Here is a 13,617-nt window from a genome sequence, read left to right on the forward strand (position 1 = left end):
CGCTTCTGGTTAATAAATGAACATGGCATCGCCGAAGGAGAAAAACCGATATCTCCGCTCCACCGCCTCGCGGTAAGCAGCCAGCACCTGTTCCCGTCCGGCCAAAGCGCTGATCATCATAATCAGCGTCGACTTCGGCAAATGGAAGTTTGTCAGCAGCGAGTCGACGACGCGAAACGTATAACCCGGGTAGATGAAAATGCTCGTCCACCCCTGCATCGCGCGAATCGGCGTTCCTTCTTCCTCGCACCGCTGCCCCACCGTCTCCAGCGTCCGTGCCGACGTCGTACCTACGGCGATGACACGCCGGCCGGCGGCTCTCGTCTCGTTTATCAGCGCCGCCGTCTCCTCCGGCATCACATAAAACTCCGCATGCATCTCATGCTCCTCCAGCGTCTCCACCGACACCGGACGGAACGTGCCGAGACCGACATGCAGCGTCACGTAAGCGAGGCGAACACCGTTATCTACCAGCTTGCCCAAAAACTCCTCGGTAAAATGCAGCCCGGCCGTAGGCGCCGCCGCCGACCCTTCATGCTTCGCGTATACCGTCTGGTACCGTTCACGATCCGGAAGCGTTTCTTTAATGTACGGAGGAAGCGGCATATGGCCTAGCCGGTCCAGCAGCTCATTGAAGATGCCGCGGTATTCAAAACGGACGATGCGTCCGCCCATGTCCAGCTCCTCTTCGACGATCGCCGTCAGCAGCGGATTCGGAATGACGCTCCGTACGTCGCCATCTCCCTCCCCCTGTACCGTTTCGACGGATTCGCCGAAATCGATCACGGCGCCAACGCGCAGCCGCTTCCCCGGCTTCGCCAGCGTTTCCCAGCGGTCGCTGCCGAGAGATTTGAGCAGCAGCAGCTCCGCCTTCGCTCCGGTGTCCCGCTTGACGCCAAAAAGCCGGGCGGGAATGACTCGCGTATCGTTCAACACGAGCAGGTCGCCGGCTTGTATGTACTGCAGCAAATCTTCAAATTGACGATGCTCCGTCTCGCCCGTCGCCTTATTCAAGGCGAGCAGCCGGGACGATGTCCGATTCGCAAGAGGCGTCTGAGCGATCAGTTCCTCCGGCAAATCGAAATCAAACAGGTCCACGTTCATTTTACGATCCGTCCTTTAATATCGAAACGCCGCTATAGTACGTTTGCAAGATTTTGCGGTAATCGTAGCCGAGCTCCGCATACCCGCGGGCTCCCCACTGCGACATCCCGACCCCATGACCAAAGCCTTTGCCGGTAAAGACGAATTGCGGCTTCGCCGACAGCACGCGGACCGAGCCGTCGCCCTGCAGCGCCACCATCGTATCGCCGAGAGGCTTCGCCGCCGAAGAGCCTGCGCTGACCGCGTAAAGCGGCGCTCCGCCTGCATCCGGCAGCTGGCGGTTCGTTCCGTTCGCTCCGACAATAGTATAACGTCCCGTCTCTTCGATTTCAAACCGGGTGCTCGGCAGCCCGCCAAGCGCCGTCCGAATGGCGTCCGGGTATGGCAGCTTCAGCGGCTGGCCGTTCGCCTTGAGCTCCAAGGCGCGGCCGGAAGGGCCGCGTTTCGACACTTCCAACGACTCGAGCTTGCCGGACAATCCGTACTCGCCCAAGCTTCTTTGCAGCGCCTCCGCATTGAGCGGCCCCCGCTGCCAAGCGAATGCATTCGACTCCTGCGCTTGTCCGAACACGGTGACGCGGTCGCCGGCATTCAGCTTGCCGAGCGGAACGGAAGACGCGTCCGTCGTCGGCGCCGGCCTGACGTTAACCCCGCTCTCCGTCGCTGAGTACACCGCCAGTCCGATCCCGTTCTTCGTTCCCGTATCTTTGAGATAGTCGGAACGGACGTAGCCGATCGTTCCATCCTCCAGCGACACGCGGTACCAGAACGCTTTGTTCTTCGCTGCGCCGTCGTCGGGGCTCGGCGTGCTCTTTAAATAGGTTGACGTATTCCCCCAAGCTTCCGTCGGGTCTGCGGTCAGTCCTCCTGCATTAGATGAATACAAAGGGGCAATTAACGTACCGGCGCTGTCTGCCAGAACTTCTCCCTTCGTCGCTGCCGCAGCCGCCGCGACGTCCGCCGCCTCTGTGGCGGTTCCCTTGTAAGCTTGATCCACTGTCGTGTCCGACACATGGGCGATGCCGTATTTCAGCCCTTGCTTAAGAACATATGTACGGGCGGCGACAGCCTGCGCCTTGAGCGCCTCCGCCGGCCAGCCGGTGCCCATCTCGGAGCCGACGACGGAGCCGACGTACGATTCGATCGGCACCTCGTTTACGACGGCAAGCGCCGAGCCCTGCAGGCTCAGCTCGAGCGCCCCCCGGTAAGAGCGTTCGAATCGCTCTTTGAACGTAACGGCTCCGCCGGCTTGCTTCGGCTGCACCCAAACTTTGGCTTCCGCTCCCCCGATCACATAGTGCGTATCCGTGACGTTCGCGGCTGTAGTCGCCTCAATGCGGCGCAGCATATACGGCGCTGCCGGAGCGGCAGGCTGCAGCGGAACGCCCGGCAGCAGCTTGGCCGCCTGCTGCTGCAGCGCCGTCAGCGCCTGCGGCGTCGCCGCGCTGCCGATCCAAACGGAGTAGCTCACCTTGCCTGCCGCATCCGCCTGCAGCACAATATCGGCGTCCAAGCCGGCTTGGGCTGCCGCCGCTTGCCGGTTCAGCGCCTCGGCTTCCGCCGCAAACGTTCCCGCCGCCACGTGCAGCGGACCGATCAGCGGCAGCGGTGAGCCCGGCTTCACGACCCCGGCCAGCTGCGCGCTGCCGGTCAGCTTGTCGCGCGCTGCCGTGGCGGAACCGATATCGTTGTAGTTTCCGTACGCAACTTGATAGACGGCCTTTCCTTGCTTGCTGCGGCTCCAGATGACCGCCCCTTGTCCCGGGTCGGCCGGCAGCTTGTCCGCCGTCTGCCGCGCAAGCGTCCAATCCGGTGTCTCCAGTACGAGAACAGCGTATTGATCGAGCGAAAACCGCGCTCCAGCCGGAGCGCTTACCCACGTTTGCACCGCCTGCGGCGTCCTTACGCCGATATCTAGTCCTTGCGCGCCCGTAAGCGTCGCATAAGGAATCCCGGCGCCGGCTTTGCCGTCCAGTATGAGCGCAACCCGGATCGATTCCAGCTTGGGCACTGCAGCGTACGTGTAGCCGCCGCTGCCGCCCATGGAGAACAAAGCAGCCGCGGTCACTGCCGCGGCCGTAATTTTACGATGCTTTAAGGTGAAGAAGCGCTTCAACATGCTATCTGCATTCCTTTCCGTCCGGCGCGGACTAGCTTCGATCCGGCATCGGTATATTCAAATGCGCATAAGCCTGCGGCGTCACTACGCGTCCGCGCGGCGTCCGCTGCAGGAAGCCGATCTGGAGCAAATACGGCTCGTACACGTCTTCGATCGTCTGGCTCTCTTCCCCGATCGTGGCGGCAATCGTATCGAGTCCTACCGGACCGCCCTGGAAGGAGCCGATAATCGCGCGCAGCATCTTATGGTCGACTTCGTCGAGGCCGAGCTCGTCGACCTGTATCAGCTTGAGCGCCATGCGGGCGATGTCCAGCGTAATGACGCCGTCGCCCCGCACTTGGGCGAAATCCCGCACCCGCTTTAGCAGCCGGTTGGCGATACGGGGCGTACCGCGCGAACGCTTGCCGATTTCGCGGGCCGCTTCGCCGACGATCTGCACCTGCAAAATATCCGCCGCGCGCGAAACGATGAACGTCAGCTCATCGACGGTGTAATATTCCAGGCGGCTGACGACGCCGAACCGGTCACGCAGCGGCGCCGACAGCAGCCCCGCCCGCGTCGTCGCGCCGACGAGCGTGAACGGCGGCAGATCAAGGCGCACGGACCGCGCCGATGGGCCTTTGCCGATAATAATATCCAGCGCGTAATCCTCCATCGCCGGATACAGCACTTCCTCGACCGTCCGGTGCAGCCGGTGGATCTCGTCGATGAAGAGCACGTCGTTCTCCTGCAAATTCGTCAGGATCGCAGCCAGATCGCCCGGACGCTCGATCGCCGGGCCGCTCGTCGTGCGAATGTTGACGCCGAGCTCGTTGGCGATAATGTTCGACAGCGTCGTCTTGCCGAGTCCCGGCGGCCCGTACAGCAGCACATGGTCAAGCGCTTCCTTGCGCAGCTTTGCCGCCTCGATATAAATTTTCAAATTTTCCTTGGCCTGCGCCTGTCCGATATATTCCGCCAAATAGCGGGGCCGGAGGGAAAACTCGACCGCTTGATCCTCCATCATAAACTGTGCCGAAATAAGCCGGTCTTCCACCTGCGTCACCTACCTGCCGCTATTTATGTTCCTTGATATAAAGCCTGGAGCGCCAGCTTCACGAGCGTGTCGCTGGCAGCGCCTTCCGCCTTCGCTTTGATCTTCGCCCAAGCGCGGTCCGCTTCCGCCTCCGTATAGCCGAGCGCCTGCAGCGCTTCCTTCGCCTCGTTCCAAGCCGTGCCGCCCGCTCCCGCAGACGCCGCCGCCTCGCCCTCCAGCCCGATCGCCGCAACCGTATCCACGATGCTGCCCGTACCCAGCTTATCCTTCAAATCGAGGATAATACGCTGCGCCGTCTTGCGTCCGATGCCGGGCAGCTTCATCAGAAACGCCACATTTTCCTGCTGAATCGCCGCTACGATCGTCTCCGGACGTCCGCCGGCCAGCACGCCGAGCGCCACCTTCGGACCGATCCCCGTCACTTCAAGCAGCCGCCGGAACAGCGATTGCTCCTCCCGGGTCGGAAATCCGAACAGCAGGTGGGCGTCCTCGCGAACGTGATAATGAATGTAAAAGGTCGTTTCTTCCCCGTCCTTCAGTCTCGATTCGAACGGATTCGGGCAAAACACCCGGTATCCGATCCCGTGGACGTCCAACACAATATAATCCAGCTCCCGGGCGGCCAGCCGCCCGCGCAAATAATCGATCATCGCTTCATAGTTCCCTTCACTTTATCGTGCAGCGCCGACGAATGGGCGTGGCAGATCGCCACCGCGAGCGCATCCGCTACGTCATCCGGCTTCGGGACGGCGGACAGCTTGAGAAACATCCGCACCATCTCCTGCACCTGCTTCTTCTCGGCTTTGCCGTAGCCGACAATCGCCTGCTTCACTTGCATCGGCGTATATTCAGCCACCGGCAGCCCCTGCTGGACGGCGGCGAGAATGAGCACGCCCCGCGCCTGGCCGACGGTGAACGCCGTCGTGACGTTGCGGTTAAAAAACAGCTGCTCGATCGCCACCGCATCGGGCTTGTACATCTCGATCAGCTGGACGGCCGAGTCGTATACCTGCTTCAGCCGCAGTCCCGGGTCGGTATGCGCCTCCGTCGTTATGCAGCCGTACTGCACGGGCGTCAGCTTGCTGCCGAGCTTGTCGACGAAGCCGAAGCCGACGATCGCAATCCCCGGGTCGATTCCCATAATACGCAATCCGCTACCACTCCCATTTTCCGCGGGCCTTGCCAAGGCTGTCAATAAAAAGTCAAAAACGCGAACATATGTACACCTGCCATTATAGCATGGAGAAACAAAAAGAGATAGACTCGGGAAGTCCCGGCTATCTCTCGTTTGGCTCTGGATTCATCGCCCTCTGCGTTTCTTCGACCGCAAAATCGCTGAACGTGGACAATACGCTGTTGTACTCGGCGAGATCGCCCACGCGGATGCCGCTGTACAGGTGATTGACCGTGTCTTGCGGCAGCGAGCTTTCCAGATGATGAATATTCAATTGGAAAAACGTTCGGATCACATGATCCCGGTCGGGCTCTCCGTCGAACAAGGTCAAGTTGCCGTTATCGTCGATGCCGAAATACGCGGTTTCCTTGCAGGCCGGAGACAGGTCGTCGATCGACTGGTGGAACGCCGCCGTGCCGTCCTCCTCCAGCGTCAGCGGCCAGTCGGGATGCTCCTGGTGAAGCTTCCGAATTCCGCCCGGAGGCAAAATGCCAAGCTTCTGCCGCTCGTCGCCGCATACGTACGTTTTCAAAATCACGACCTCGCGCGCTTTGCCCTCGCGTTCGATTGCGGCCAGCGTATCCGCTAGCTTCTTCGCATCGTCGTTTTGCACGATCGGCGCAAACGCGCTCCATGCCGAAGCATCGTCGGCTCCGTCTTCCCGGCTTTGCCGAATTTGACCCGCTACTATCGTCACCCCAGCCGCGATCAATACGAATATTCCGAGCGCCAGCCAGCGCCGCCTTGTGCGCAGCCGACGCTTCAGCTGTTTCCAAAGGTTCATCGCGAACATGAGAATCCCCTTCCGTCCATGGTATTTTTCTATAGTTTTACCATTTCGGAAGGGGATATACGCGGATAGGCTTCGGTTACACGTTAATCCAAGGCAGGTTCGGCTGGCGGCGCGATTTCGCCGGTGCGTTCTGGCGGAGCGAGCGCAGGTATACGCTCAGCTTTTCCCTGTCTGAGAGCGGCTTCGTGCGGCGGACGGACGCGGGCGCGACAGGGAGCGATTTGGTTTTGCCCCGAGGTTTCGGAGCATCGATCGTCACGTCGAGCTCCGCCTCCTTCTCATCGATCTTCAGGCCTTCCAACTCGTACTGCCCGCCCGGAGCATCCGTCGGATATACCGGAAGCTCCGCTCCGTGTGCCGGATATGGAGCGTACAAATGCTCCGGCGGCATGAGCTCGGACGGCATCGGCGCTGCCGTTACATAAGGCGCCATCAGCGGCGCCGTATACGGCATCGCTCCTTCGGCAGCGTAAGGCAAGGCCATCTTCGGTCCGGAGCAGCAGCTGAACGGATTCGCAGGTGCATATGCGTGAGAGTGAACATGAGCATGAGCATGGGCGTTAGCGTGATCGTGGGCAAGAGCATGGGCGTACGCATGAGCCGGTGCATGAGGGTCTGCAAACCCGCTGCCGTAGGTATACGGTGTGGCCAGCGCTTCGTGATACGTATGCGGAAACGCCGAGCCGTGCGGCGGATACATGCCGTACGGCGCCGCAAACTGCTCGAACGGCTGCTGCGGCATGCTCGGGAATTCAGGCTGCGCCTGATCGAACGCCTCCACAGCCGGGACGTTGGCCTGCGCGAACGGGTGAACCACCTGCGGCTGCTCCCATCCCTGCAATCCGGCGAAAGGTTCCGCCATCAGCGGTGCCTGCGGCAGCATCGGCGCTTGCGGATGCCCCGGCAGCGGGAACTGCGCCTGCGGATGCCCCGGCAGCGGGAACTGCGCCTGCGGATGCTGCGGGAAATGCATCCCATACTGAGCTTGCGCGTATGCTCCCGCTTGCGCCGCCTGCCCATGCGGCATCAGCGGCTCATAGCTCCACCAGTCGGACGGAGCGCCTGCCTCAGCTCCCGGCCCTGTAAACGGCTGCTGCATGTGCGGCATATCCGCCGGCATACCCTGCCATTCCTGCGGCGGCGCCCCTTCCGGAACGCCCTGCCATTCCTGCGGCTGCGGCGGTATCCCCGCATGCAGACCGGGCGCACTGTCCCCGGTATGCAAGCCCGGCACGATGTCTCCGGTATACAAACCCGGCGATATGTCTCCGGTATGCAAACCCGGCGTTACGTCACCGGTATGCAAGCCCGGCGCAGCGTCTCCCGCTGCAGGCGCCTGCATTTGCGGCTCCGTCACGACACCGTCAGGCTGCGTCGCTTCGCCGGATGCCCCGGGCGGTTCGCCAATCGGCGTGAACGGATGCTCATCCGGATTCAAATTGTCCGTCTCAGGCGCCCCGCCCTCGATCGGAGCTGCCGGCGAATGATTCTTTTTCGGAATATAGACGACTTCGCCGGTCAACAGCACGTTCGGATTTTTCAGATGCGGGTTGGCCGCGATCAGCTCCTGCAGCGTTACTTCCCAAGCTTTGCTCAGCTTCCACAGCGTATCGCCCTGCTTTACTACATGCTTGAACGCATACGTGCCTTCCGCAGGCTCAAGCGGCTTCGGAGCCGTTGGCACCTTGATCTTCATTCCTGTCTCGATCTTATCCGGGTTTAAAATATGCGGGTTGGCCGCGATCAGCTTTGCAAGCTCGACTCCGTACTTTGCCGCGAGCTGAACGAGCGTTTCTCCGAGTTTGACGATATGAATTTTCAAGGTCAAACCTCCCTTTAAGGATGTGTTTCATGCATCTTATCACCATCCTATGCGGCAAATGGGCGTTTGACGTCTCCTTCAATGAAAAATATGACTTCCCTCTTCAAATCCCGCCTGCCCGCCTTCGTCCGATGACGCCAAGCACAAGCGGAATCAGCGCTGCCGTAAAGAGAGCAAGCACATAAAGACAAATTTCGAAGGCGTAGGCGTAATTTGCCGCGTTCGCCAGCTTCAGATGGGCAGCCATAACCATGCCGAACGCATCATTGGTGAGAACTGTCTTACAGCTGTCCGGAAGCACGGACGGGTCGCTCGAATGAGCATATTCGCCATAGCAGCTGCGAAACTTTGCGGCGAGCTCCGCTTTCTGCGCCTCGCTTGTCTGCAAAGCCCCCAGACGCTCCACAAGCTGAGGCGCCAGACGCTGGCTGACGGCATCGGCATTCCCGCTCATCAAGCTCAGCAGCAGCAGGCCGGTGAGCGCAATGCCAATTGCGAACGCCGCCTGCATGCCTGTGGTTAGAATGCCGGATGCCGAGCCGATATCGGCCGCCCGAACTTTCGCCAGAATGACATTCGTCAGCGGCGCCGCAATCGCTCCCTGCCCCAGTCCCAGCACGGCCAAAACCGGAATCCATTCATAGCCTGCAAAATCGGTCCCCGTCCGATGGACGGCGGCGGCCAGCAGCGCATAGCCGAGCGACGTCAGCACCGCACCGGCCGTAAGCACGTGCGGACCGAACTTCGCCGCCGCTCTCGCCGAATAGAGCGATGCGGCAAAGTACCCCGCCCCCATCGGTAAAATAACGAGACCGGCCTTCAGCGCCGTAAAACCGAGTCCGATTTGCAGAAAATACGCGGAGACGAGAAAGTACGCGGATTGCGAGCAAAGCAGCACGAACACGACCAGCATCCCGAACGAGAAGCTGCGCTGGCGGAACAAACCGACGTTCATAAACGGAACTCGGCCTATGCGAGCGAGCCTTCGCTCATACCAGACGAAGCCGGCAAGCACAGGGACGGACAACGCCAGGCAGGCGATCAGGCCGGCCGGCCAGCCTTCCTTCTGCCCTTGCACGAGCGGATAAATAAGCATGACGATACCTGCCGCCGCCAATATGGCCCCCGCGATGTCCAGCTTCGAGCGATCGGCGCTCTTGGATTCCCCGATGCTCGGAAGCAGGCAAAGGATCAGCAAGCCGACCGGCACACTGAAGAAAAATACGGTCCGCCAATCGAGATCAAGCGGATTCCAGTGCAGCAGCAGACCGCCGATGAGCTGGCCGCTCGTCGCTGCGACGCCTTGAGCGGCGCCGTACAGCCCGAAGACGGCCGCGCGCCGCTCCGGCGCGTAGTTCGCCTGGATGAGCGACAGCACCTGCGGCGCCATCATAGCGGCGAAAACTCCTTGTATGACGCGGAGCGGGAGCAGCATGCCGACGCCGGTGGACAGGCCGCACAGCAGAGCGGCAAGCGTGAAGCCCGCCACGCCGACGAGCAGCATCCGCTTGCGGCCATAGCGGTCGCCCAGCCGTCCGCCGATAATTAACGCAGCGGCATAGGCGACCGTGTAGCCGGCGATGAGGAACTGCACCTCGGCGAAGCTGGCGTGTAAAGCAAGCTGAATCGATGGAGCGGCGACATTGACGATAAAGATGTTGGCGACCGGCAAGAAGACGGACAGCAGTACGACAGCCAGTAAGGTCGAGGCTCGGCGTCCAGACTGCGCCTCGGGCAATACCGGCGTTTGGACGGCGCTTGCAGCTGGCACCGTATTTCGCGTAGACATCGTGCATTCTCCTTTGACGTGTGATATGATGAGGGAGACAGATCTGTCTCATTTCTAGTAACGAATGATACAGACAGATCTGTCTCGTGTCAATCCATTTTTTTCTTGCTTACGGGAGTGGACGCTGGATGGAGAAGAAATTATCGGCGAGAGATCGCATACTGCAGGTGGCGGCGGATTTATTTTACCGGGAAGGGATTCGGGCGGTCGGCATCGATCGGATTATAGCGGAATCGGGGGTGGCGAAGGCGAGCTTCTACCGCAGCTTCGCCACGAAGGACGACCTTGTCGTCGCCTTCCTCGAGGTCTATCATCAGCGCAGCATCGATCGGATTGAAGCGGCGCGGCGCAACCATCCCGGCCAGCCGGGCGAGCAGCTGCGCGAGCTGTTCCGCGGCTTCGCCGAGCGGATCGCGTCGCCGGACTACCGCGGCTGTCCGTTCATGAATACGATTGTCGAGTTTCCGGATGCAGAGTTCCCCGGACACAAACGCGCGACCGAATCGCGCCGGGAGGCCTGGGCGTTGATAACGGAAATGGCTCGCGAGTCCGGTGCGACGGATGCTGCGGCCTTGGCGTCCCAATTGGAAATTTTGTACAGCGGTGCCGTCATGACATCCTACATGTACCGCACCAGGGCCATTGGCGATCAATTTTATAAGGCGGCTTTGCTGCTTCTGAAGGAGCATATTCCCGGATTTATCGAGCGGGGCTGATCCGGGCGGCTGCGGGGCCGCAAAGCGAAAAACCGCGCCGAGAGGACAAATGCCTCTTCAGCGCGGTTTATGTGCGATTATGCCTTACTGCGAACCGTCGATGCCTCGAACGTATAGCTCGAATAGCTGCCGAGCAGCCGCACCTGACAGCCGATGGCGCGGATTTCTTCCAGCGCAGCCGGAATCAGCACCGAGTCGAGCGAGCCTTCCACTTCGATGTAGAAGTAATAGCTGCCGAGCTTCTTGCGGGTCGGACGCGATTCGATGCGGGTCAGGTTGATGCGCCGCCATGCGAAAGCCGCCAGCACTTGATGCAGCGCTCCCGGGAAATCTTCCGCAAGCTGAACGAGAATCGTCGTCTTGGGCAGCCCCTCGCGGTTGGTCAGGGCGATCGGCTCTCGGCCGATCATGATGAAGCGGGTTACGTTTGCATCGTGGTCCTGAATGTCCGGCGCAAGCACGTTCAAGCCGTACAGCTTTGCCGGCGCCAGCGGAGATATCGCGGCGATGGACGGGTCACCGTACTCGCGGACGAGTCTCGCTCCTTCGGCGGTCGAGCTGACGATATCGACCTGCGCGTGCGGCAGGTGCGTCTTCAAGAATACGCTGCATTGCGCCGGCGCGGCATGATGGGTCAGCACTTTGCGAATGCCCGCGTACGGCCGGTCCGGGTCGCCGCCTGCACCGCTCTCCTCTGCAGAGCTTGCCGTGAGGCCGAGCAAATTCATCCGGATCGGATAGAGCCACTCCGCCTGAATAGGCAAGTCGACCTCGTGTACGATGGTATCCAGGTGGTTGCGGACGGAGCCTTCCAGCGTATTCTCGATCGGAATAACGCCGTAGTCGGCGGTTCCGTTAACGGTTGCGCCGAACACCTCATCAATCCCTTTAAAGGGCAAATACTCATATTGCTCCGTTCCGAAGTAATACTGAACCGATTCTTCGGAGAACGTCGCCGGACCTAATGTAGCGATTCGCTTCATGCCCGCACTTCCCCTTTGCCTTGCGAAATGAGCTCCAGCGAGAGATCGGTCTCACGCAGCACGGAAACGGCTGCGCCCTGCGGCGAAGGCTTCAGCCACATCGTGTCGGCCTGTACGCCTTCCGCCCGGAACGTCTCCACCAGAAACCGCTCCAGCTTCTCCTTAGACGCTTGCCCGGAGCTGCCGTCGACCAGCGCCAGCATCGTCGGACCCGCTCCGCTGAGCGCAATGCCCAGCGCCCCATGCTCCGTCGCCTCGCGCAAAATCGTCTCCATGCCCGGCACGAGAGCGGCACGGTAAGGCTGATGCAGCGCATCCTTCATCGCCTGGGAGATCATCGGCAAATTGCCGGTTGCGAATGCGGCGACCAATAGCGAAGCGTGGCTGAGGTTGAACACGGCGTCGCTCATCGATACTTGCTGCGGCAGCGCGTGGCGGGCCTTCTCCGTCGATAGCTGGAACGACGGGATGGCGACGAGCGCCTCCAGCCGGTCGTCCGGCTCCAGCCGGATATGCTCGGCACGCTCGCCGTCCCAGAAAGCTGCGACAATGCCGCCGAAGAGCGACGCCCCGACGTTGTCGGGATGCTTCTCCAGCCGCGAGGCGATCTGAAACAGCTCATAGCCGCTCAGCTTCCCGCCGATCAGCGCGTTCGCACCGACCAAGGCGCCGACAATAGCCGAAGCGGAGGAGCCAAGCCCCCTCGTCAGCGGAATGTCGCTGTACATGGCGATATCGAGCTCGTGAGCCGGTTCGCCCGCCGCCTCGAAGACGAGCTGGGCGACCTGATACACGAGATTGCTCTTATCGGTCGGCAGCCCCTTCATCTGTTCTCCGTACAGCGTAACGACCGTCTTCTCCGCAATGCTCATATCGATCCATCCATACAGCTCAAGAGCCATTCCGAGCGCATCGAAGCCCGGTCCTAAATTAGCCGTGGAAGCGGGCACTTGAACCCGCACCCTTTGGGGGATCATCGGGATTCGCCTTCCAGCTTCGCAATCGCCGCCATGACCGCTTCTTCGGAGTCCTTCACGACGAGCGGATCGCCGCCGGCAACGCTCTTGATCGCAATGTTCGGATCCTTCAGGCCGTGTCCGGTCAATACGCATACGACCTTCTGGCCTTTGCTGAAGTACCCTTCCTTATGCAGCTTCATCACACCGGCGATCGAAGCCGCGGATGCCGGCTCGGCGAACACGCCTTCCTTCGCTGCAATCGTGCGGTATGCGTGCAGAATCTCGTCGTCCGTAACGAAATTGATTTGGCCGCCGGAGTCGCGGGCGGCGTTCACGGCACCGTCCCAAGTCGCCGGATTGCCGATACGGATCGCCGTTGCGACCGTCTCCGGATCCGGAATCGGCTCTCCGCGCACGATCGCTGCGGAGCCTTCCGCCTCAAAGCCGATCATCTTCGGCAGCTTTGAGGAGCGGCCTGCCGCTTGGTACTCCTTGAACCCTTTCCAATACGCCGTAATGTTACCGGCATTGCCGACCGGTATCGCCAAATAATCAGGAGCTTCGCCGAGCTGGTCGCATACTTCGAACGCCGCCGTCTTCTGGCCTTCGATCCGGTACGGATTCACCGAGTTCACCAGCGTGATCGGATGCTTTGCCGTAATTTCGCGGACGATTTCGAGCGCGCGGTCGAAGTTGCCCTCGATGGCAATGACCTTAGCGCCGTAGATGATCGCTTGCGCCAGCTTGCCGAGCGCGATATTGTTGTTCGGGATGAGCACGATGCAGTTCAGGTTGCCGCGCGCCGCATATGCTGCAGCCGCAGCCGACGTATTGCCGGTGGAAGCGCACATGATCGTGCGGGAGCCTTCCTCCATCGCCTTTGCTACAGCCATCACCATGCCGCGGTCTTTAAACGAGCCTGTCGGATTCAGTCCCTCGTACTTGAAATAAATGTCCAGCTGCAGCTCGTCGGACAGCTTCTCAGCGCGGATAAGCGGCGTGTTGCCCTCCTGCAGCGTCAGCAGCGGCGTGCGCTCGTTCACCGGCAAATAGTCTTTATACGTTTGAATAAGCCCCATATATCTCATCGTCTTCCACTCTCTCCTTTAGTGTGATTATCTA

The 13,617-nt window shown here is 60.8% G+C and carries 12 protein-coding genes; 1 reads left to right on the forward strand and 11 read right to left on the reverse strand.

Going from position 1 to position 13,617, the window contains the following annotated elements; all coding sequences use genetic code 11:
- Positions 1 to 9 precede the first annotated feature (9 nt).
- From queA to ACFFK0_RS08865, 8 genes are all read right to left on the reverse strand, one after another.
- Positions 10 to 1,104, reverse strand: coding sequence for a tRNA preQ1(34) S-adenosylmethionine ribosyltransferase-isomerase QueA (gene queA / locus ACFFK0_RS08830; protein WP_377469753.1), 1,095 nt, complete (start codon positions 1,102 to 1,104; stop codon positions 10 to 12).
- A 1-nt stretch (position 1,105) separates the two neighbouring features.
- Positions 1,106 to 3,223 (reverse strand): SpoIID/LytB domain-containing protein, encoded by a 2,118-nt coding sequence (locus tag ACFFK0_RS08835; protein ID WP_377469754.1) that lies wholly within the window; start codon positions 3,221 to 3,223, stop codon positions 1,106 to 1,108.
- Positions 3,224 to 3,254: 31 nt separating this feature from the next.
- Complete coding sequence (ruvB, locus tag ACFFK0_RS08840; protein ID WP_377469951.1) at positions 3,255 to 4,259, reverse strand: Holliday junction branch migration DNA helicase RuvB; 1,005 nt, start codon at positions 4,257 to 4,259, stop codon at positions 3,255 to 3,257.
- Positions 4,260 to 4,282: 23 nt separating this feature from the next.
- A complete protein-coding gene (gene ruvA / locus ACFFK0_RS08845; RefSeq protein ID WP_377469755.1) occupies positions 4,283 to 4,909 on the reverse strand; it encodes a Holliday junction branch migration protein RuvA in 627 nt (208 codons plus the stop codon).
- Complete coding sequence (ruvC, locus tag ACFFK0_RS08850; protein ID WP_377469757.1) at positions 4,906 to 5,409, reverse strand: crossover junction endodeoxyribonuclease RuvC; 504 nt, start codon at positions 5,407 to 5,409, stop codon at positions 4,906 to 4,908. Before ruvC ends, ruvA begins: the two co-directional genes overlap by 4 nt.
- Positions 5,410 to 5,536: 127 nt before the next feature.
- The gene (locus tag ACFFK0_RS08855; RefSeq protein ID WP_377469758.1) at positions 5,537 to 6,217 is read right to left on the reverse strand and encodes a BofC C-terminal domain-containing protein; all 681 of its coding nucleotides are present in this window, start codon (positions 6,215 to 6,217) and stop codon (positions 5,537 to 5,539) included.
- 85 nt (positions 6,218 to 6,302) lie between these two features.
- Positions 6,303 to 8,048, reverse strand: coding sequence for a LysM peptidoglycan-binding domain-containing protein (locus ACFFK0_RS08860; protein ID WP_377469759.1), 1,746 nt, complete (start codon positions 8,046 to 8,048; stop codon positions 6,303 to 6,305).
- A 103-nt stretch (positions 8,049 to 8,151) separates the two neighbouring features.
- Positions 8,152 to 9,837, reverse strand: coding sequence for an MFS transporter (locus ACFFK0_RS08865; protein ID WP_377469760.1), 1,686 nt, complete (start codon positions 9,835 to 9,837; stop codon positions 8,152 to 8,154).
- A 128-nt stretch (positions 9,838 to 9,965) separates the two neighbouring features.
- Between ACFFK0_RS08865 and ACFFK0_RS08870 the strand changes: the two genes are divergently transcribed.
- Entirely contained in the window at positions 9,966 to 10,553 is a 588-nt protein-coding gene (locus tag ACFFK0_RS08870) for a TetR/AcrR family transcriptional regulator (protein ID WP_377469761.1), read from the forward strand.
- Between the two features lie 77 nt (positions 10,554 to 10,630).
- Here ACFFK0_RS08870 and pheA read toward each other — a convergent pair whose 3' ends face one another.
- The 3 genes from pheA to thrC are packed head-to-tail and all read right to left on the reverse strand — an operon-like array spanning position 10,631 to position 13,583.
- A complete protein-coding gene (gene pheA / locus ACFFK0_RS08875; protein ID WP_377469762.1) occupies positions 10,631 to 11,536 on the reverse strand; it encodes a prephenate dehydratase in 906 nt (301 codons plus the stop codon).
- Complete coding sequence (thrB, locus tag ACFFK0_RS08880; RefSeq protein ID WP_377469764.1) at positions 11,533 to 12,513, reverse strand: homoserine kinase; 981 nt, start codon at positions 12,511 to 12,513, stop codon at positions 11,533 to 11,535. The genes pheA and thrB overlap by 4 nt, the downstream gene beginning before the upstream one ends.
- Complete coding sequence (gene thrC, locus ACFFK0_RS08885) at positions 12,510 to 13,583, reverse strand: threonine synthase (protein WP_377469765.1); 1,074 nt, start codon at positions 13,581 to 13,583, stop codon at positions 12,510 to 12,512. The genes thrB and thrC overlap by 4 nt, the downstream gene beginning before the upstream one ends.
- Positions 13,584 to 13,617 lie beyond the last annotated feature (34 nt).

It is taken from the genome of Paenibacillus chartarius, from assembly GCF_042432825.1.
In the GTDB taxonomy this organism is placed as follows: Bacteria; Bacillota; Bacilli; order Paenibacillales; family NBRC-103111; genus Gordoniibacillus; species Gordoniibacillus chartarius.

Coding starts and splice junctions, on each gene's coding strand:
- queA (WP_377469753.1), bottom strand. CDS start 1,104: ATGAACGTGGACCTGTTTGATTTCGATTTGCCGGAGGAACTGATCGCT.
- ACFFK0_RS08835 (WP_377469754.1), bottom strand. CDS start 3,223: ATGTTGAAGCGCTTCTTCACCTTAAAGCATCGTAAAATTACGGCCGCG.
- ruvA (WP_377469755.1), bottom strand. CDS start 4,909: ATGATCGATTATTTGCGCGGGCGGCTGGCCGCCCGGGAGCTGGATTAT.
- ACFFK0_RS08855 (WP_377469758.1), bottom strand. CDS start 6,217: ATGAACCTTTGGAAACAGCTGAAGCGTCGGCTGCGCACAAGGCGGCGC.
- ACFFK0_RS08865 (WP_377469760.1), bottom strand. CDS start 9,837: ATGTCTACGCGAAATACGGTGCCAGCTGCAAGCGCCGTCCAAACGCCG.
- ACFFK0_RS08870 (WP_377469761.1), top strand. CDS start 9,966: ATGGAGAAGAAATTATCGGCGAGAGATCGCATACTGCAGGTGGCGGCG.
- pheA (WP_377469762.1), bottom strand. CDS start 11,536: ATGAAGCGAATCGCTACATTAGGTCCGGCGACGTTCTCCGAAGAATCG.
- thrB (WP_377469764.1), bottom strand. CDS start 12,513: ATGATCCCCCAAAGGGTGCGGGTTCAAGTGCCCGCTTCCACGGCTAAT.
- thrC (WP_377469765.1), bottom strand. CDS start 13,583: ATGAGATATATGGGGCTTATTCAAACGTATAAAGACTATTTGCCGGTG.